The 18,202-nt window shown below is 69.1% G+C and carries 15 protein-coding genes and 3 pseudogenes; 10 read left to right on the top strand and 8 right to left on the bottom strand.

Annotation, left to right across the window (positions count from 1 at the left end; all coding sequences use genetic code 11):
- Positions 1 to 82 precede the first annotated feature (82 nt).
- Positions 83 to 427: an SsgA family sporulation/cell division regulator gene (locus tag ABZS64_RS03005; RefSeq protein WP_355822434.1), complete on the bottom strand. Its 345-nt coding sequence runs from the start codon at positions 425 to 427 to the stop codon at positions 83 to 85.
- Positions 428 to 582: 155 nt separating this feature from the next.
- On the opposite strand from ABZS64_RS03005, the gene ABZS64_RS03000 reads away from it, so the two are divergent.
- The 5 genes from ABZS64_RS03000 (at position 583) to ABZS64_RS02980 (ending at position 5,181) form a co-directional block, all read left to right on the top strand.
- The gene (locus ABZS64_RS03000) at positions 583 to 1,632 is read left to right on the top strand and encodes an energy-coupling factor ABC transporter permease (RefSeq protein WP_355822432.1); all 1,050 of its coding nucleotides are present in this window, start codon (positions 583 to 585) and stop codon (positions 1,630 to 1,632) included.
- Between the two features lies 1 nt (position 1,633).
- Positions 1,634 to 2,395 (top strand): cobalt ECF transporter T component CbiQ, encoded by a 762-nt coding sequence (gene cbiQ / locus ABZS64_RS02995; RefSeq protein WP_355822430.1) that lies wholly within the window; start codon positions 1,634 to 1,636, stop codon positions 2,393 to 2,395.
- Positions 2,383 to 3,138, top strand: coding sequence for an energy-coupling factor ABC transporter ATP-binding protein (locus ABZS64_RS02990; RefSeq protein ID WP_355822428.1), 756 nt, complete (start codon positions 2,383 to 2,385; stop codon positions 3,136 to 3,138). Before cbiQ ends, ABZS64_RS02990 begins: the two co-directional genes overlap by 13 nt.
- A gap of 94 nt (positions 3,139 to 3,232) precedes the next feature.
- Positions 3,233 to 4,405: a serine hydrolase domain-containing protein gene (locus ABZS64_RS02985; RefSeq protein ID WP_355822785.1), complete on the top strand. Its 1,173-nt coding sequence runs from the start codon at positions 3,233 to 3,235 to the stop codon at positions 4,403 to 4,405.
- 8 nt (positions 4,406 to 4,413) lie between these two features.
- Positions 4,414 to 5,181 (top strand): SDR family NAD(P)-dependent oxidoreductase, encoded by a 768-nt coding sequence (locus ABZS64_RS02980; RefSeq protein WP_355822783.1) that lies wholly within the window; start codon positions 4,414 to 4,416, stop codon positions 5,179 to 5,181.
- Between the two features lie 39 nt (positions 5,182 to 5,220).
- Here ABZS64_RS02980 and ABZS64_RS02975 read toward each other — a convergent pair whose 3' ends face one another.
- From ABZS64_RS02975 to ABZS64_RS02960, 4 genes and pseudogenes are all read right to left on the bottom strand, one after another.
- Positions 5,221 to 7,929: a tetratricopeptide repeat protein gene (locus ABZS64_RS02975; protein WP_355822427.1), complete on the bottom strand. Its 2,709-nt coding sequence runs from the start codon at positions 7,927 to 7,929 to the stop codon at positions 5,221 to 5,223.
- A 140-nt stretch (positions 7,930 to 8,069) separates the two neighbouring features.
- Positions 8,070 to 8,920 (bottom strand): annotated as a pseudogene (locus ABZS64_RS02970) (DMT family transporter).
- Positions 8,917 to 9,405: a YbaK/EbsC family protein gene (locus ABZS64_RS02965; protein WP_355822425.1), complete on the bottom strand. Its 489-nt coding sequence runs from the start codon at positions 9,403 to 9,405 to the stop codon at positions 8,917 to 8,919. Before ABZS64_RS02965 ends, ABZS64_RS02970 begins: the two are co-directional and overlap by 4 nt.
- Positions 9,406 to 9,459: 54 nt before the next feature.
- Complete coding sequence (locus tag ABZS64_RS02960; RefSeq protein ID WP_355822423.1) at positions 9,460 to 11,106, bottom strand: penicillin-binding transpeptidase domain-containing protein; 1,647 nt, start codon at positions 11,104 to 11,106, stop codon at positions 9,460 to 9,462.
- Positions 11,107 to 11,300: 194 nt separating this feature from the next.
- On the opposite strand from ABZS64_RS02960, the pseudogene ABZS64_RS02955 reads away from it, so the two are divergent.
- Positions 11,301 to 11,420 (top strand): annotated as a pseudogene (locus ABZS64_RS02955) (UTRA domain-containing protein); the annotation flags it as partial.
- Between the two features lie 106 nt (positions 11,421 to 11,526).
- Here ABZS64_RS02955 and ABZS64_RS02950 read toward each other — a convergent pair.
- Positions 11,527 to 11,970 (bottom strand): hypothetical protein, encoded by a 444-nt coding sequence (locus ABZS64_RS02950; RefSeq protein WP_355822421.1) that lies wholly within the window; start codon positions 11,968 to 11,970, stop codon positions 11,527 to 11,529.
- A gap of 267 nt (positions 11,971 to 12,237) precedes the next feature.
- A pseudogene (locus ABZS64_RS02945) lies at positions 12,238 to 12,359 on the bottom strand (IS5/IS1182 family transposase); the annotation flags it as partial.
- A 277-nt stretch (positions 12,360 to 12,636) separates the two neighbouring features.
- Between ABZS64_RS02945 and ABZS64_RS02940 the strand changes: the two are divergent.
- On the top strand, positions 12,637 to 13,827 hold the full coding sequence (locus ABZS64_RS02940) for an FAD-dependent oxidoreductase (RefSeq protein ID WP_355822419.1): 1,191 nt from the start codon (positions 12,637 to 12,639) through the stop codon (positions 13,825 to 13,827).
- 10 nt (positions 13,828 to 13,837) lie between these two features.
- Positions 13,838 to 14,776: a sigma-70 family RNA polymerase sigma factor gene (locus ABZS64_RS02935; RefSeq protein ID WP_355822417.1), complete on the top strand. Its 939-nt coding sequence runs from the start codon at positions 13,838 to 13,840 to the stop codon at positions 14,774 to 14,776.
- Between the two features lie 160 nt (positions 14,777 to 14,936).
- On the opposite strand, the gene ABZS64_RS02930 is transcribed toward ABZS64_RS02935, so the two are convergent.
- On the bottom strand, positions 14,937 to 16,658 hold the full coding sequence (locus tag ABZS64_RS02930) for a phospholipid carrier-dependent glycosyltransferase (protein WP_355822415.1): 1,722 nt from the start codon (positions 16,656 to 16,658) through the stop codon (positions 14,937 to 14,939).
- Between the two features lie 53 nt (positions 16,659 to 16,711).
- Between ABZS64_RS02930 and rsmI the strand changes: the two genes are divergently transcribed.
- Both rsmI and ABZS64_RS02920 read left to right on the top strand, forming a co-directional pair.
- On the top strand, positions 16,712 to 17,599 hold the full coding sequence (gene rsmI / locus ABZS64_RS02925) for a 16S rRNA (cytidine(1402)-2'-O)-methyltransferase (protein ID WP_355822413.1): 888 nt from the start codon (positions 16,712 to 16,714) through the stop codon (positions 17,597 to 17,599).
- A 128-nt stretch (positions 17,600 to 17,727) separates the two neighbouring features.
- Positions 17,728 to 18,183: a hypothetical protein gene (locus ABZS64_RS02920; protein WP_355822411.1), complete on the top strand. Its 456-nt coding sequence runs from the start codon at positions 17,728 to 17,730 to the stop codon at positions 18,181 to 18,183.
- Positions 18,184 to 18,202: the final 19 nt, after the last annotated feature.

The raw sequence follows: 18,202 nt of genomic DNA, 5'->3' as shown, positions 1-18,202 counted from the left end.
GCTGCGAGCGGCGCGTACGTCCCCGGCAGCGCGACGGCACCGTGGGGACGGGGTCCGTCGCGGCACTCAGTGGCCGTGCTCGTCACCTTCGGGCGGCGGGTGCGGCCACTGCGTATGTGTCCCGCAGGAAGCGGATCAGCACCTTCGTGTCGAACTGCACCACCGCTACGCCGTCCGGGGTATGGAACTCCACCACGGCCTGGACGCGGCCGCACGGCCAGACCTCGACGTCGCCCTTGCGGGCGGGGGCGCGCAGTCCGGTTTCCAGCAGCTCGCGCGGGAAGGTCCAGGCGCGGCCGCTGGGGAACGCGAAGCACACGGCCTGCGGGTCGTCGGGGTCGTAGCTCAGTACGACGCGGACGGAGCGGTACTGCGGAGCGTCGGTGACGATTCTGGCCAATGCATGATCTTTGACGACTGCGGACATCGGCCAGCTCCTCACATTCGCCTGCTTTGTCATCTAATGTCCCATATTTGGGGCGTGAGGCTCGACTCCAATCGTGATGGATACGCTCTTGCAAGTCGTTTGCAACAAGGCTCTATCATTGAACAGTTATTCATCTGTCCGAAGCGGAGCCCGACATGCATGTCCCCGACGGATTCATCAACGCCCCGGTCTCGGTGGGTGCCGCGGCCGTCGCCGCCGGTGCTGTCGCCGTCAGCCTTCGCGGCGCCCGCCGTGAGCTGGACGAACGCACCGCCCCGCTGGCGGGCCTGGTCGCCGCGTTCATCTTTGCCGTGCAGATGCTGAACTTCCCCGTCGCCGCCGGCACCAGCGGACATCTGCTGGGCGGGGCACTGGCCGCCATCCTCGTCGGTCCGTACACCGGCGTGCTCTGCATATCCGTCGTGCTGCTGATGCAGGGCATCCTCTTCGCGGACGGCGGCCTCACCGCGCTCGGCGTGAACATCACGGTCATGGGCGTGGTCACGGTCGTCGTCGCGTACGCGCTCTTCCGCGGCCTGGTGAAGGTGCTGCCGCGCAGGCGCCGCTCGGTCACCGTCGCCTCCTTCGCCGCCGCGCTGATCTCCGTACCGGCCGCGGCCTGCGTCTTCACCGCGATCTACGCGATCGGCGGGACCACCGACGTCCCTGTCAGCAAGGTGCTGACCGCGATGGTCGGCGTCCACGTCCTGATCGGCATCGGCGAGGCCGTGATCACCATGCTGACGGTCGGCGCCGTCGTCGCGGTGCGGCCCGACCTGGTCTACGGCGCGCGTGGCCTGGCCGCCCCGCTCAAGCTGCGCGTCGGCGGTGAGCTGGTCGACGCCCCCGCCGCCCGGCCCGTCCCCGTCGCCGCCCGCTCGACGCGCGCGGTCTGGGCGACCGGCCTGGTCACCGCCCTCGTCCTCGCGGGCTTCGTCTCCTTCTACGCCTCCGCCAGCCCCGACGGCCTGGAGAAGGTCGCCGCCGACAAGGGCATCGACAAGAAGGTCGAGGACCACTCCGCCAAGGACTCGCCGCTCGCCGACTACGGCGTCAAGGACATCGCGAACGCCCGGCTCTCCGGAGGCCTGGCGGGCGTGATCGGCGTCGGCGTCACTGTCGTCGCCGGTACCGGAATCTTCTGGTCGATCCGCCGCCGCCAGACGAAGGACGCCGGGCCCACCCGCGTACCGGAGACCATCTGACATGGGCGCGGGCCATACCCACAAGCTCTACCGGCACGGCCACTCCCCGGTCCACGACCTGCCCCCGCACTGCAAGCTCGCGGCCGTCTTCTGCTTCGTGCTGGTGGTGGTCTCCACGCCGCGCGAGGCGGTCTGGGCCTTCGGCCTGTACGCGGTGCTGCTCGCCGCGGTCGCGGCAGCGGCCCGCATCCCCGCCGGATTTCTGCTGCGACGCCTGCTGATCGAGATCCCGTTCGTGGCCTTCGCGGTCCTCATGCCCTTCGTGGTCCCGGGCGAGCAGGTGCAGGTGCTCGGCCTGTCGGTGAGTGTCCCCGGCCTGTGGGGCGCCTGGAACGTCCTGGCCAAGGGCACGCTCGGTGTCGCCGCCTCCGTGATCCTCGCCTCGACGACCGAGCTGCGCTCCCTGCTGCTCGGACTGCAACGGCTCAAACTGCCGCCGATGCTCGTCCAGATCGCGTCGTTCATGATCCGTTACGGCGATGTCATCACCGACGAGATGCGCCGGATGTCGATCGCCCGCAGGTCCCGCGGCTTCGAGGCACGCGGGATCCGGCACTGGGGGGTCCTCGGCAAGTCCGCGGGCGCGCTCTTCATCCGCTCCTACGAGCGCGGCGAGCGCGTGCATCTGGCGATGGTCAGCCGGGGATACACCGGCACCATGCCGGTCATCGACGAGGTGACCGCGACCCGGGCGCAGTGGACGTACGCCGCCGCACTCCCGCTGACCGCGCTCGCGGTCTGTCTGCTGGGATGGACCCTATGACCACCGCATCTCTGGACGTCAGCGGCCTCGCCTACGCCTACCCCGACGGCCACCAGGCCCTGTTCGGCGTCGACCTGACGGTGGCCCGCGGCGAGCGGGTCGCCCTGCTCGGGCCCAACGGCGCGGGCAAGACCACGCTCGTCCTGCATCTCAACGGCATCCTCACCGGCGGCGTGGGCTCGGTGACGGTCGCGGGCCTGCCGGTCGCCAAGGCGAACCTCGCCGAGATCCGCCGCCGGGTCGGCATCGTCTTCCAGGACCCGGACGACCAGCTGTTCATGCCGACGGTCCGCGAGGACGTGGCTTTCGGCCCTGCGGCATCGGGCATGCGCGGTGCGGAGCTCGAGGCGCGGGTCGTCTCTGCGCTGACCCAGGTCGGCATGGAGCAGTACGCGGACCGGCCCCCGCACCATCTCTCCTTCGGGCAGCGCCGCCGGGTCGCGGTCGCCACGGTGCTCGCGATGGAGCCGGAGATCCTGGTACTGGACGAGCCGTCGTCCAATCTCGACCCGGCGTCGCGGCGCGAACTGGCCGACATTCTGCGGTCGTTGGACGTCACGGTGCTGATGGTCACGCACGACCTTCCGTACGCGCTGGAGCTCTGCCCGCGTGCGGTGATCCTCAGCGAGGGCGTGATCGTGGCGGACGGGCCCACGCAGGAGCTGCTGAGCGACGAGGAGCTGATGCGCGCGCACCGCCTGGAGCTGCCGTTCGGCTTCGATCCGAAGTCCGTGTCCGTTTGACGCCGCCCTCGCACCGCTGAGCTGACCCCGGAGTCACGTGGTCCGGACCACGTTGCACCATGGGGGGATGAGCGGGAGCGGGAAAGCAGGCGCAGTGGACGTCCGGGGCACGGTGGCGGAGGGCTTCGAGCCGGTCAAGGACGCCTTCATGCGCAATTTCGAGCAGCGCGGCGAGCGCGGCGCGGCCCTCGCCGTCTACCGGGACGGGCGCAAGGTCGTCGACCTGTGGGCGGGAACCAGGAACGTCGACGACGCAGCCGGGCAGGAGCCCTGGGCCCTGGACACCGCGCAGATCGTCCGCTCGGCGACCAAGGGCATCGCCGCGGCCGTCGTCCTCCTGCTGCACCAGCGCGGGCAGATCGACCTGGACGCCCCCGTCGGCACGTACTGGCCGGAGTTCAAGGCGGCGGGCAAGGAGCGCGTCGTCGTACGCCAGCTGCTCTCGCACCGCGCCGGGCTGCCCGCCCTGGACCGCCCGCTCACCCCGGCCGAGGCCGCCGACGGCGTGAGCGGTCCGGCCGCCGTCGCCGCGCAGCGCCCCGCCTGGGATCCCGGCACCGACCACGGCTACCACGCCCAGACCTACAGCTGGCTCCTGGCCGAACTGGTCCGCCGCGTCACCGGCCGCACCATCGGCCGCTGGGTCGCCGAAGAGATCGCCCGACCGCTCGGCCTGGACTTCTGGATCGGGCTGCCCCAGGACGAGGCGCACCGTGTGGGCCGGATCGGCCCCGTCGAGGAGCCGGCGGCGGCGGACGGCGGCGGCCTCAAGCTGCGCCCCAAACGCGCCGTCTCCGAGGCTTACAGCGACCCCGATTCCCTCACCCGGCGCGCCTTCGGGGCGATCGACCCGATGCCCGACGAGAACGACCCCGCCTACCGCGCCGCCGAACTCCCCGCCTCCAACGGCATATCCACCGCCCGCGCCCTCGCCCGCTTCTACGCCGCCACGATCGGCGAGGTCGACGGCGGCCCCCGGCTCTTCGCCCCGGCCACCCTCACGCTCGCCCGCACCGAGGAATCGGCGGGACCCGACCGCGTCCTGGTCGTCCCGACCCGCCTCGGCCTCGGCTTCATGCTGCACGGCCCCGCCTGCCCGCTGCTGGGCCCCGGCTCGTTCGGCCACCCCGGCCGCGGCGGCTCGCTCGGCTTCGCCGACCCCGAGTCGGGCATCGCGCTCGGCTACGTAACCAACGGTCTGCGCAAGGGGGTTACGGCCGATCCGCGCGCCCAGGCGCTGATCAGGGCGGTACGTTCAGCGCTATGAGCAGCGCGATGGGACGTTTCGAGGGGTACGGGGTACTGATCACCGGCGCCGGGCGCGGCATCGGCGAGGCGACCGCGCGACGGCTCGCCGCCGAAGGGGCCCGCGTCCTGGTCACCGACGTGGACGCGGAGCGGGCCGCGAAGACGGCGGGGGAGATCGCGGGGGCCGAGTCCACCGGCTGCGACGTGGGCGACCGTACGGCGGTCGAAGCGGCCGTCGCGTACGCCGTCGAACGCTTCGGCACCCTCGACGTACTCGTCAACAACGCCTTCTCGTGCAGCCCCGACACCCCGCTGCTGGAGGACCAGCCCGACGACACCTGGCAGCGGGACCTGGACATCACGCTGACCGGCGCCTTCCGCTGCGCCCGCGCCGCACTGCCGCAGCTGGCGGCGTCCGGCCGCGGCGCGATCGTCAACATCGGCTCGGTCAACGCCGAGCAGGACTTCGGCAACCACGCCTACAGCGCGGCCAAGGCGGGCCTCACCTCACTGACCCGTACGCTGGCGGGCGACGCGGCTGCCCGCGGAGTCCGCGTCAACCAGGTCAACCCGGGCACGATCCGCACCCCCTCCTGGTCGGGCCGCGAGGGGCAACTGGACCGGCTCAGCAAGGTCTACCCCCTGGGCCGGGTCGGCGAGCCGGAGGACATCGCGGCCGCGGTGGCCTTCCTGGCCTCGCGCGACGCGGCCTGGATCACGGGCACGACGCTGCGGGTGGACGGGGGACTGCTCGCGGTGAACACCGGATTCGTCCACGTCGTGGGGGGCGAGTGAGTCCGGACGCTACGAATCTCGCGGAAGCTCATTCTGGAATCAGAATTTCTTCCTTCTGCCGCGCCTCGCGGAGGACTTCCTGTTCGGCTTAGGGACTCTCTTCACAGCTTTGAGGAAGGACTGTTCACCGTTTTGGTCCTTGGGCTCCCCTGCCAGCCAGTCGCGGAGCGTCTGCCAAGTCGCCGCAAATCCGGACGACAGCTCGTGGAAGGTGGTCGCATTAAGTGAAGCTACGCGGTTCGCTGAGGCTTGGCTAAGGATCTGTTGCCATTGCAGGCTGCGTGAGTCGGGAGCCCGCACTCCCTCCGTATCCTTCTTCACGCTCTTAAGCAGTTCATCGATATCCTCGGAGGACGGGCGGCCATCCGGGGCGTCATCGTCAACGAGCACGGACGGCGGAAAGCCTGCAGTGGCGCACACGGTCGGGTGACTATTGGCCTGGACGTAGCGTATGAGCTCCACGCGGTGTCGCCACCTGCCTGTGTGGTCACCGGCCGCAACCTCGTGAATCCGCTTCCAGATGTCACGTTCGACTCGCAGCCACTCCGTCGCTTCACGAGTATCGACGCCCGCCTCATTGCTTCGCCGGAGCCAGACCTCCTGCATGACCTTGGCGGTTTCCTCGAGGAGGCGGTAGTCGTAGTCTCTCATCTGCTCGATGTTGCTCGGAGCGGATTTGTCGGAGACCTCTGCGGACGGGTAGGCGGTCTGCACGAAGCTACGGAAGAGGTCGTCATCCTGAAGGGATTTCAGATCGGGATCCTCATTGACCAGCCATGCCTGTTCCACCGAAGCGAACCTTCCTTTCGAAACCAGAACCGCTTCCTCCAGCGTCTCGACCGCACACTTGGCAAGATCGGTCTTGAGGCGTTCGGTGGCATCCTGTTTCTTCTGCGTGTCGCCCGGACGCTTGGCAAGATCGGTCTTGAGGTGTTCAGCTATCTTCATGGCTACGGCGTACACACACGCACTGTTGTAAAGGGTCAGCCAGTCACGACGCCGCCAAAGAGGGCAATGAGGAAATCGTCTCCGTGCCCCGTGGGTCTGTTTGCCGAGTTTCTCGATGGCGATACGGTCCCGTAGCGGCGAGGGTTCGATATCGAAGTACTCGCTGACGGCCCAGACCAACCGTAGTGGTCCCCACACTCCTTGGTTGACCTGGAATGCTCCCCGGGTCACGGGCTGCATTGGGCCGCGCGCGCTTTGGACGTAGGAGAAGGGCCAGAAGAGCCGTATCCAGCTCCATACCCTGTCGGGCGCATAGAGCCCAGCCACGCGGGCCCACAGGTCATCAGCGGCGAGACGGCGTGTCTCCCGCGCAGAGGCTCTCTGGAAGGCCACGCGGAGCCGGCTCACATTTCGTTCGGTTGTATCCGCGTCTTCGCCCTCGGGCGGCTTCTCCAGCGACAACGCATCCTTGAGCCATTGCCTGGACTTTTCCTCATCGCTGGCGCCTGCCGGATACTTGGACAGCGGATCAATGGTGGCCAAGTCGACGGCCACTGGCCAGTAACGTGCCACAAGGATCGAAATCAGATCCTTGTGCGTACGTTCGCCATTGGTGCCCTTGCGCTCGTACCACTGCTCCGCCGTCATCTCGGAGATTCCCAGGATGATCGTGTTTCTGTAGCGCAGACCGAGCACGTCGCGGTACCGGCGAGGGCGCCCGAGATAGCGGAGTCGGCTCCAGTTCAGCCACAGGCGTTTGTGATAACGGTAGGCGGTCTGCCCGTCGAGGGTGAGGGCCCTTTGGCAGGTATCGAGCGCGTCGATGTGCAGCCCCATCTTCTCCTGAACCTCTGCCAACTCGGCTCGCAGATAGGGATTTGCAGGGTCGAGACCTATCGCTTCGTAGTACCGCACCAAAGCCTCGTGATAGCGCCCTGCCCGGCTGAGCTCGGTCGCCTGCTGATAAGCCTCGTACAGTGCTGGATTCAATTCCCGTCCCCACCACTGGCGCCAAGGAGGCTGCCTCCCCGCGCGAGTCACGGGCAGCAGCGAGCTGATCACACAGCATGCGGCTTTGTGGATGACCTCGTCCCAGTCCTTTCCCCATACGGTCATCGCGCGTGAGCCACCGAAGACGAATGCCATGACGGTGACCGTCATGCCGTATTGATTCGGTTCCTCGTCCCGGTGCCGGAGCACCCCGCCGACCCGATAGGCCAATTTCGGGCGAAGTCTGCTGAGCAGGCGCGGCAGAACGACACCCAGCTTCTTCGGGTCGATCTCGATGTCGCCGAGCAGTTCCAGGAAGCTCATCGGCGGCGCCTCGGCTGGCAGCGTGGTCGGCGCGTACATGCTGCTCTCGGACAGCTGCCGTCGGAACTCGGCGGTCAGGTCTTCGATGGAAGGTGAGTTCTTTCCCAGGACCGGTGTCGAGTCAGTGAGTTGCTGAACGTCGACCGGACCCGGCTTGTACGCCAGCCACGCTCGCGTCGCCCTCCAGTAGAAGTAGAGGAGAAGCAGGACGAATGCGAAGAACCCGAGTCGCTGGCCCAGCGAGAGGCCTCCGTGCGTATCGAAGACACTGCCGAGGCCACCGAAGGTTCGCGCCACCCATCTGGCGAGGTCTTGCATCCATCCCGACCCATTGACATCCCAGGCGGAATGACCTTCGCCGGCCCACTGCAGCAGACCGATCAGCGCGACGGTCCCCAGTCCGCTCCACACCCACCAGGCCACTCTCCGGGGGGCAGGCAATGAAGAGGTCAGGCCGTGTTCGCTGGCTCCTCGGCGGTTGAACATGGCGATCTAATCCTGTGTAGTGAGGCTCTTTTCCTCAAAACCACCGTATCCAGGAACAGCGTCGTAGACAGGGCAACCATCTCGCGCTGCCGAGAGGAAGGAATTGCCCGATGCCGTAGGCCTGACTGCGGTGACGAAATTCAGCTTGCCCGCAGCATCAGGCCGATCCCCACCACCATCAGCCCCGCCGCCGCGATCCTCGGGCCGCCGAAGCGTTCCTTGAAGAACAGCGCACCGATGGCCGCCCCCACGATGATCGACGATTCGCGCAGCGCCGCGACCGGCGCCAGCGGGGCGCGGGTCTGCGCCCACAGGACCAGCCCGTACGCCGCGATCGACAGGGCCGCGCCGAGCAGCCCGCGGGCCGCGTACGGGCGCAACTGTGCGAGCAGCCCGCCCCGGTGGACGTAGAACGTGTACGCGGGGATCAGCGCCCCTCCAGGATCATCAGCCAGGCGATATAGCCGAGCGGCGTGCCCGAGGCGCGTACGCCGACGCCGTCCACGACCGTGTACGCGGCGATGGACAGACCGGTCGCCAGCGCGGCCAGCAGCGCCGGCCAGTGCGGTTGGGCGCCCGAGCCCCTGATGCCCCACAGGGCCACGCCCACCAGGCCCGCCGATGCGATGACAACGCCCGCCAGCTGCCAGGAGTTGAGGCTCTCGCCGACGAACAGCGCCGCGAGCACGGTCACCACCAGCGGCGCCGTACCGCGTGCGATCGGATACATCTGGCCGAAGTCACCCAGGCTGAACGAGCGCATGAGCAGCACCTGATAGCCGATGTGGAGCAGCGCGGAGGCGATGAGGTACGGCCAGGCGCCCGCGTGGGGCAGTGGCGAGAAGCAGGCGAGCGCGGCCCCGATCACCGTGCCGCCGCCGGCGATCAGCGTGAACGCGACCATCTGGTCCTTGATGGTGTGCGCGATGGCGTTCCAACTGGCGTGCGTAACGGCGGCTATGAGGACCGCGACGGCAACGACAAGAGTCACGCCGTGCGCTCGCGGACGTCCACCAGCGAGCCGCCCGCGTGCGCGATCAGCGTCTTGGGGTCGAGCGGGAACACCGTGTGCGGGGTCCCGGCCGCCGCCCACACCACGTCGTGGTCGAGCAGCCCGCGGTCGGCCAGCACCCGGGTCCTGGTGGCATGCCCGAAGGGCGGCACGCCGCCGATCGCGTAGCCGGTCGTCTCCCGGACCAGATCGGCGTTCGCGCGCTTGACGGATCCGGCGCCCAGCTCCTGCCGTACACGCTCGACGTCGACGCGCGAGGAGCCGTCCATCAGGACCAGCACCGGCACCCCGTCCGCCTCGAAGATCAGCGACTTGACGATCTCGCTGACGTCGCAGCCGATCGCGGCGGCGGCCTCGGCGGCGGTGCGGGTGGCGTCGGGGAAACGGCGGACCGGGACCTCGAGCCCCAGTTCGCGCAGCGCCTCGGCGAAACGGGGGTGGGCGTCGGTGTCTTGAGTGCTCATGGCCCGCACGCTAGCGGTAGCTGTACGGGCCATGCGAGCGGCTTTCGGCCCGGCTCAGCGGGCCCGCAGCACCTGGGCGACCACCGGACCCGCCGCGTCGCCGCCGTGCCCGCCGGACTGGACCTCCGCGGCCGCGGCCAGATCGTCGGCGTACCCGGTGAACCAGCTGTTGGACTTGCCCTGACCGTCGACCTCCGCCGAGCCGGTCTTGGCACCCTTGTCGCCGCCGACGGAGGACATGGCGGCCGCGCCCGTGCCGTACTGCGCGGTGGCGCGCATCATCTCGCGCAGGGCCTGGGCGATGGAGCCGGGCAGCGCCTGGGCCTGCGCCAGTTCACGGTCGTCGAGGGACTGCGGGACGATCACCGGCTGGTGGAACGCGCCGCTCTTGGCGGTGGCCGTGATGGAGGCCATGTTGAGCGGGTTCATGGTGACCTTGCCCTGCCCGATGTACGAGGCGGCGGTCTCCGCACCGGACGACTCCGGCACGCTGCCGTCGACGGAGACCACGCCCGTCTGCCAGTCGAGACCGATGCCGAAGTACTTGCGGGCCGTCGCGCCCAGTGCCGTACCGGCGATCCCCTTCTTGTTCAGCGGCTTGACCGCCTTGATGAAAGCGGTGTTGCAGGAACGGCGGAAGCTGTCCTTGAGGGTGCCGTTCTTGATCTCGAACTTCTTGAGATTCTCGAACGTCACGCCCTCCCATTTGACCGTCGGCGGACACTCCACCTTCGTGCCGGGTCCCTGCACGACACCGTTGTCCATCAGCATCGTCGCGCTCACGATCTTCATCGTCGAGCCGGGCGCCTGGGCGCCCATCATCGCCGTGTTGTAGCCGTCGGCGGGGCTGTTGGCGACAGCCCGGATCTCACCCGTACTGGGCTTGACAGCCACGACCGAGGCCTGCCCGTACTGCTTCACGGCCTTCTCCGCCGCAGCCTGCACATCCGCGTCCAGAGTCGTAGGCAGCCGGCCCTCCGTGCCCTTGGTCAGGGTCAGCAGGGTCTGGTCGGGCGTGGACTCGTTGGTGGACGCGACGACCAGCTCGATGCCCGCCGTGCCGCCCGCGGCCTCGCCGTACTTCTTGCGCAGCGAGTCCAGCACGGGCCCGAGCGAGGGGTACTTCTCCTTCGTCAGCTCCCGCCCCTTGCGGTCCACGGCCTTGATCGGCGGGGCCGAGGCCTGGTCCGTCCGGAGCGTGGCGTCCTTCGTCAGCTTGGGGTGCACCACGGTCGGCGCCCAGTCGACCAGCGCCCGCCCGGTGGTCAGCCCGCGCACGACGGTCAGCTCGGAGGCGTACGACCAGGGCTTGCTCTGCCCCTCGTACGTGACCGTCGCCTTGACGGTGAACGGCACCTTCGCGCCGACCGCCGCACCCGGCGTGATCACGGCAGCCGAGACATGCGCCTGGTCGCGATACCCGGCGAGCAGCGGCTGGGCCTCGGCGGCGTTGTTGGTGAGCTGGGCGGCCTCGGGTGCATTGCCGCTCGCCCACGCTGCCAGAAAGTCCTTGGCGGCCTGGTCGATCTCCTCGGCACTGGGCGGCCCGGTCTTCTTGGGCGCGGAGGCCGACTTGGTGTCGGATCCGCCATCGCCATGGCCGGTCAGCCCGTTGTACAGGTTGTAGCCGCCGTAGCCCACGCCACCGGCGACCACGATGAACACGCCGCCGACGGCGGCCACTTTCGCTCCACTGCGCATTGCTGCGGTCCCCTCCCCAGGAGCTCGGGTCCTTGAACGTGTTCAACGACCCGCGTCGGGTGCACTCTACGGGACAGGAGTGACGGGTGAGTCGGTCGTTATCGGACCGCGACGCTCAGACCCAGCTGTCCCGCCACATCCTGTTGCGCCAGTTCTCCACCGGGGTCGGCCTGCCCGTATATAGCGGGTAGAAGAAGGAGCAGCTCTTCGCACGCGTACCCACGACGGATGAGGCGAAGCTCCTTCAGCTGACGCCCGGAGAGTGGGTCGTCGAACTGCACCGCACCACGTTTACTGCTGACGGCATGGTGGTTGGGTGCAGGCCGCAGCGTGATCGCCGCTCGGACTGCACAGCCATCCTTCAAGCACAATTGTCGGATGGTCCGCGGGCCGAGGGCCCGCGGCTTGCCGTGGGTGGTTTCAGGATTTGGTCGTCGTCCATGGGCTGCAGGTGCTGTCGATGACATGCTTGTTGTGCCACTCGCCGGCGCAGACCCGGAGCTCGAGGATGTATCCCTCGTGGAGGTCCTTGTTCTGGTATCGATACGTCTGGAAGCCAGCGGTGTTCCAGATGGTTCCTTGCCGAACGGTCGCCTGGCTCTCGGGGAAGACGCTGCGCCAGGCAACGAGGGTCGCGTGCCCGTCCTTCTTCTCGTCGACGATCTCGAACCAGTCCCCGACCTCGCGGAAGCAGCCCTTCCCCACCGAGTTGTGGGCGCACGCCATGGCGGACGGAACACTCCCGTCATACGGCGTGGCGTCGGCCTCGTCGATCTCGAAGTTGATGGCCGAGGCGTTGCTGATCGTGAGCAAGGTCGCGGCGGCGATACCACCGAGGACAGTGGCTATTCGTGCTTTACGCAAGGTAGTTGCTTCCTTTGACAGTTGTTCAGCTGGGACGCTGTGAGTGTAGAGCTGCCCCCGCACACCAGGTGGCGCCCCGTCCCCGCCAGTCGCACGATTCTCCAGACCACTTGCCACCTACTCGCCGACCCGACCGAGGAGGCCGATGACCCCAGATTGCTCACAAAGGTGAGGGCCCACTACATCGAGCACAGGTCGACTGCGACCGCAGCAGGCGATGCCACCACCTGCCCTACGGGCAGCTCCTGTGCGGGGGTGCTCCAAGGGTCCGCACCGGGAGCGCCCGATCGCCCCGCCCGGCCAGTCCTGCCCCCTTCGGGCGCCGGCCGCGTGCTGGTAGCCCGCACGGTGGTGGAGTCCACGCACACCACAGTCCAGTCCACCGCGCCGACAACTGCACTCGCGTCACGCAAGAACGTCTACCGGTCCAGGCCCCGCCCCGAGGGGGAATCCCGCAGATTGATCACCGCTCGATACGCGCCCTAGTTGGCCATCTCGATCCGTAGTTGGCCATCGCCCCGTTTCGACTGCCCAAGACAGGCCCAAGCGCCTGTCGGAAGCTCAGCCGCTCGTGTCGGTTCGGTGACCCGCGTCACACCCGGCTCCTGTCAGCAATCGGGGCGCCGTCTCGTTCAAGGGGCACGCGAACGAGACAGGAGCAACGCCATGAAGCACCGCATCGTCGTCCTCGGCGCCGGATACGCCGGGGCCTTCGCCGCCGGAAACCTGGCCCGCCGGCTCTCCCCCGCCGACACCGAGATCACCGTCGTCAACGCCGTGCCCGACTTCGTCGAGCGGATGCGGCTCCACCAGCTCGCGATCGGCCAGGACCTTGCGGTCCGCAAGCTCGCCGACGTATTCGCGGGCACCGGGGTGCGGCTGCGCCTGGCGCGCGTCACCGGCGTCGACCCCGAGCGCAGGACCGTCGCCGTGACCGGCGAGGACGGCGACGGCGAGCTCGCGTACGACACGCTTCTCTACGCGCTCGGCAGCTCCGTCGCCCACCATGGCGTCCCCGGCGTGGCCGAGTACGCCTTCGATGTGACCGGCCGGTCCTCGGCGCTGCGACTGCGCGAGTGCCTGGACAACCTGGGCGAGGGCGGCACCGTGCTGGTCGTCGGTGAGGGGCTGACCGGCATCGAGACCGCCACCGAGTTCGCCGAGTCGCGGCCCGACCTCTCGGTCGCACTCGCCGCCCGCGGCGAGCTGGGCGCCTGGCTCTCCCCGAAGGCCCGCCGTCACCTGCGCCAGGCCTTCGACCGGCTCGGCATCACCGTCCACGAGCACACCGGAATCGAAGCCGTCGAGCCGACGCGGGCGATCGCCGCCGACGGTACGTCCATCCCGGCCGACGTGACTGTGTGGTCGGCCGGGTTCGCCGTGCACCTCATCGCGGCCGCCAGCGGCCTGGAGGTCGCCGAGACCGGCCAGATCGTCGTCGACCGCACCATGCGCTCGGTCTCGCACCCGGACGTCTACGCCGCCGGTGACTGCGCCTATGCGATCGGCGAGAACGGCCGGCCGCTGCCGATGTCCTGCGCCTCGGCCGGCTTCACCAACATGCAGGCGACCGCCGCGATCATCGCGCGCCTGACGGGCAGCGAGGTCCCGACCACCGGGCTGAAGTACCACGGCAACCACATCAGCCTCGGGCGGCGGGACGCGATCTTCCAGATGGTGGACGGGGACGTCCGGTCGAAGTCCTGGTACCTGGGCGGCCGGACCGCCGCGCGGCTCAAGTCGGGCGTGCTCAAGGGGGCCGGGTGGGGCATCGCCCACCCGACCTTCGGCATGCCGAAGCGCAAGCGCCGCCTGGCCACCGCGCCTGACCGGTCCGGTGTGAGGGTCGCCGCCTAGGCTGTTCGGCATGGACAGCGCAGCCATCGATCGGTTCGAGGCCAGCCGGGGCCGGCTGGCCTCGCTCGCGTACCGTCTGCTCGGCTCGGCCGCCGACGCCGAGGACGCAGTGCAGGACACGTTCCTGCGCTGGCAGGCGGCAGACCGCGAACGGGTCGAGGTGCCGGAGGCGTGGCTGACCAAGGTCGTCACCAATCTCTGCCTCGACCGGCTCCGCTCGGCGCAGGCGCGCCACGAGCGTGCGGCCGGTGCCTGGCTGCCCGAGCCACTCCTCGAGGGTGACCCGATGCTCGGCCCGGCCGACACCTTCGAGCAGCGCGAATCGGTGTCCTTGGCCGTACTGACCCTCATGGAGCGCCTCTCGCCGGTCGAGCGGGCCGCTTACGTCCTGCGTGAGGCCTTCTCGTACAGCCACGCAGAGATCGCCGGGATCCTCGACATCACCGAGTCCGCGAGCCAGCAGCATGTCCACCGGGCCCGACGTCGGGTTACCGCCGAGCGCCGCGGCGGCGACGAGGTGGACCCCGCGTCCGCGCGCCGGATCGTCGAGGAGTTCCTCGCCGCCGCCACTTCGGGGCGCACCGAACGGCTGGTGGCGCTGCTCACCGACGACGTGACGGCGGTCTCGGACGGCGCCGGACTGGCCAGGCGGCTGCTGCGGTACAAGACGCGCGAGCGCGTCGCCTCCTACGTGCGGGCCGGCTTCAAGCCCACGCCGGCGAAGCGGCGGCTGGCAGGCGGCTCGCCCGCGATCCATATCGCGCGGGTCAACGGCTCCCCCGCCGTCCTCGCCGTGGTCGACGACCGGGTCGTGGGCGCCGTGGCGTTCGAAGTCAGCGACGGCAAGGTCGCGTCCCTGCGCGGCATCGCCGCCGCGGACCGGCTCACGCGCCTCAACGAGGCCTGGCGGCAGCACGAACCCGACGCGCCGGTCATCAACGCATGGTGACCAGAGCCACCGGAATCCAGTGACCTGAGTCGGAACCTCGGACAGGCGCGCAAGGCGCTCGCCCCTGGGCCGTCCGACGGCGGCCCACGATGACCAACGAGGGCCAACAACGACCACGGTGGACACGACACTTGTGGGAGACGTTCCCGCCTCGTTGCTGCTAGACCCAGCTGTCCAGCCACATCCGGTTGCGCCAGTCCTCCACCGGGATCGGCCTGCCCGTGTACAGCGGATAGAAGTAGATGAAGTTCCAGATGATCAGCAGCACCAGCACACCCGCGCCGATCGCCCCGATCGTCCGCCTGCGTTCGTCCGAGCCCGGTGGGCCCAGCATCGCGCCGATCATCATCGCGACCGCCAGGCACAGGAACGGCACGAACACGACCGCGTAGAACAGGAAGATCGTGCGCTCCTGGTAGAAGAACCAGGGCACCCAGCCCGCCGCGATCGCGCAGGCGATCGCGCCCGCGCGCCAGTCGCGGCGGAAGAACCAGCGCCACAGGATGTAGCAGATCGCGAAGCAGGCCGCCCACCACAGCAGCGGTGTGCCGAGCGCCAGGACCTCGCTGGCGCACTTGTCCGCCGCGTCCGCCGGGCAGCCCTGCGTGCCCGCCTTCGGGTCCTCGTAGTAGTACGAGACCGGGCGGCCCAGCACGATCCAGCTCCAGGGATTGGACTGGTAGGTGTGGCCGGAGGTCAGATTGACGTGGAACTCGTAGACCTCGTTCTCGTAGTGCCACAGACTGCGCAGCCAGTCGGGCAGCCAGGTCCAGCTGCCGCCCTTGCCGTCCTTCTGGGCCCAGTCCCTGAAGTAGCCCTTGTCGGTGACGATCCAGCCGGTCCAGGACGCGATGTACGCGGCGATCGCGACCGGCACCGTCGAGACGAAGGCCGGCACGAGGTCCTTCCTGAGCACCGCCCGGTACGGCTGCACCGCGCCCGCGGTCCGGCGTGCGCCCACGTCCCACAGGACCGTCAGCAGGCCGAACGCGACCATCACATACAGGCCGTTCCACTTGGTGCCCGCGGCCAGGCCCAGCATCAGGCCCGCCGTCAGCCGCCAGGGCCGCCAGCCGAGGCGCAGTGTCTCCGCGACCGTGGCGTCGGGCCGCAGCACGCCCTCCTCGTCCGTCGGCAGCGCCGCCGCGAGTTTTCTGCGCGCCCAGTCCCGGTCGATCAGCAGACAGCCGAACGCGGCCAGCACGAAAAACATCAGCACCAGGTCGAGCAGCGCGGTGCGGCTCATCACGAAGTGCAGCCCGTCCACGGCGAGCAGCGTGCCCGCCAGGCAGCCCAGGAACGTCGAGCGGAACAGGCGCCTGCCGATCCGGCAGAGCATCAGCACCGACAGTGTGCCGAGCACGGCGACCATGAACCGCCAGCCGAAGGGCGTGAAGTCGATGATCTTCTCGCCGATGCCGATGACCCACTTGCCGACCGGCGGATGCACCACATAGCCGGGGTCGGTGGGGACCGGGACGCTGGAGGGATCGATCAGGATCCGCTTGTCGACGTCCTTCGGCCAGCTCCCCTCGTACCCCTGGTTGATCAGGGCCCAGGCGTCCTTGGCGTAGTACGTCTCGTCGAATATCACCGCATCGGGCTTGCCGAGATTCCAGAACCGCAGCACGCCCGCGACCAGCGCCACCAGCAGCGGTCCGCCCCAAGCAGCCATCCGCAGCAGCGGGTTCACGACCGCCGGAGGAATCCCGAACACCGGCCACAGCCGCTCGGAGGGGCGCGTGTAGGGCGGCACCAGGCGCTCACGCAGCCCGATCACCGGCCGGGGCGCATAGCCGAATCTGCGCAGCCGCTGCTGCCAGCCGGGGGGCTGCTGATCGGCGTCCTTGCCCTGAAGGGTCTGTGGCGCGGTACTGGTCACCGCGCCATCGTAGGGAACGTGACTGTGCGAGTCGTGCGTCCGGTCCTGCGAGGATGGCGTATGTGACAGGAACGCTGGTACTCGCAGGGACCCCCATCGGTGATGTGGCGGACGCGCCGCCCCGGCTCGCCGCCGAGCTGGAGGGCGCCGACATCGTCGCCGCGGAGGACACCCGGCGGCTGCGCAGACTGACCAAGGCGCTCGGTGTGCACACCCGGGGGCGGGTCGTTTCGTACTTCGAGGGCAATGAGTCCGCGCGTACGCCGGAGCTGGTCGAGGCGCTCGTGGGCGGCGCCCGGGTGCTCCTGGTCACCGACGCCGGGATGCCCTCCGTCTCCGACCCCGGCTACCGGCTGGTGGCCGCCGCTGTCGAGAAGGACATCAAGGTCACGGCCGTGCCGGGACCGTCCGCCGTGCTGACCGCGCTCGCGCTGTCCGGGCTGCCCGTGGACCGTTTCTGCTTCGAGGGCTTTCTGCCGCGCAAGGCGGGCGAACGGCTCGGCAGGCTGCGCGAGGTCGCGGACGAGCGGCGGACCCTGGTCTATTTCGAGGCCCCGCACCGGCTGGACGACACACTCGCCGCAATGGCCGAGGTGTTCGGCGCCGAGCGCCGGGCCGCCGTGTGCCGCGAGCTGACCAAGACGTACGAGGAGGTCAAGCGCGGCGGCCTCGGCGAGCTTGCTGCCTGGGCGGCCGAGGGCGTACGCGGCGAGATCACCGTCGTCGTCGAGGGCGCGCCGGAGGCCGGACCGGGTGAGCTCGACCCCGCTGAGCTGGTGCGCAGGGTGCGCGTGCGCGAGGAGGCGGGGGAGCGGCGCAAGGAGGCCATCGCCGCCGTCGCCGCCGAAGCGGGACTTCCCAAGCGTGAGGTCTTCGATGCCGTCGTCGCGGCAAAGAATGCGGATCGGCCGGTCCCCGCCGACGGTAAAGGACTATCGTAAAAGGCAAAGCGCAGACCGCGTCCTGGGCCTTTCTGCATGGGAATACCAAAGACCACACCATTAATCGACAGGCGCTGATGCGCTCCCGCCCCGATGGGCGTCCACTGGATCAGTGGAGAGGAGCTGGCATGAGTGAGATCACAGGCGCCGCCAAGGTCCACGAGGCATACGCCTTTGCCTGCATGCGCTGCGGGCACGGCTGGGAGCAGGCGTACGAGATAGAGCACCACGTCGACGGCGCGGGCCAGGAATACGTTGTCTACAAGGCCGGCGGTCTGAGGGTGCCGTCCCCACTCTCGAGCCCGACGTGCATGAACTGCGGCGGACATGTCGTACGGATCATGCGGGCGGGACAGGTCTCATCGATGCACAACCTCATCGGGCAGTCCGTTTCGATCGCAGGGCCGCTGCCGAGCGCGCCCCACGGAGAGCCCGTGCCGGCCAAGAAGCCCAAGAAGCCGGAAAAGGCCGAGCCGGTCAACGCCGGGGAGTCCGCAGAACTCGGGCAGCCCGGACAGTCCGAACCGGGCGAGCCCCATCACTGGCACCTTTCCGATCTCCTGCACCCCTTCCACCGCAAGTGAGGTCCCGGGCGCGAGCCTC

The sequence above is a fragment of the Streptomyces sp. NPDC005408 genome (assembly GCF_040606445.1).
Taxonomy (GTDB): domain Bacteria; phylum Actinomycetota; class Actinomycetes; order Streptomycetales; family Streptomycetaceae; genus Streptomyces.
Note: the sequence above shows the minus strand (reverse complement) of the source record. Positions and strands in the feature narration are given on the sequence as shown.

Excerpts from the sequence above, each read along its gene's own strand:
- ABZS64_RS03005 (WP_355822434.1), bottom strand. The coding sequence starts at position 427 with ATGTCCGCAGTCGTCAAAGATCATGCATTGGCCAGAATCGTCACCGAC.
- ABZS64_RS03000 (WP_355822432.1), top strand. The coding sequence starts at position 583 with ATGCATGTCCCCGACGGATTCATCAACGCCCCGGTCTCGGTGGGTGCC.
- cbiQ (WP_355822430.1), top strand. The coding sequence starts at position 1,634 with ATGGGCGCGGGCCATACCCACAAGCTCTACCGGCACGGCCACTCCCCG.
- ABZS64_RS02990 (WP_355822428.1), top strand. The coding sequence starts at position 2,383 with ATGGACCCTATGACCACCGCATCTCTGGACGTCAGCGGCCTCGCCTAC.
- ABZS64_RS02980 (WP_355822783.1), top strand. The coding sequence starts at position 4,414 with ATGGGACGTTTCGAGGGGTACGGGGTACTGATCACCGGCGCCGGGCGC.
- ABZS64_RS02975 (WP_355822427.1), bottom strand. The coding sequence starts at position 7,929 with ATGTTCAACCGCCGAGGAGCCAGCGAACACGGCCTGACCTCTTCATTG.
- ABZS64_RS02965 (WP_355822425.1), bottom strand. The coding sequence starts at position 9,405 with ATGAGCACTCAAGACACCGACGCCCACCCCCGTTTCGCCGAGGCGCTG.
- ABZS64_RS02960 (WP_355822423.1), bottom strand. The coding sequence starts at position 11,106 with ATGCGCAGTGGAGCGAAAGTGGCCGCCGTCGGCGGCGTGTTCATCGTG.
- ABZS64_RS02940 (WP_355822419.1), top strand. The coding sequence starts at position 12,637 with ATGAAGCACCGCATCGTCGTCCTCGGCGCCGGATACGCCGGGGCCTTC.
- ABZS64_RS02935 (WP_355822417.1), top strand. The coding sequence starts at position 13,838 with ATGGACAGCGCAGCCATCGATCGGTTCGAGGCCAGCCGGGGCCGGCTG.
- rsmI (WP_355822413.1), top strand. The coding sequence starts at position 16,712 with ATGGCGTATGTGACAGGAACGCTGGTACTCGCAGGGACCCCCATCGGT.
- ABZS64_RS02920 (WP_355822411.1), top strand. The coding sequence starts at position 17,728 with ATGAGTGAGATCACAGGCGCCGCCAAGGTCCACGAGGCATACGCCTTT.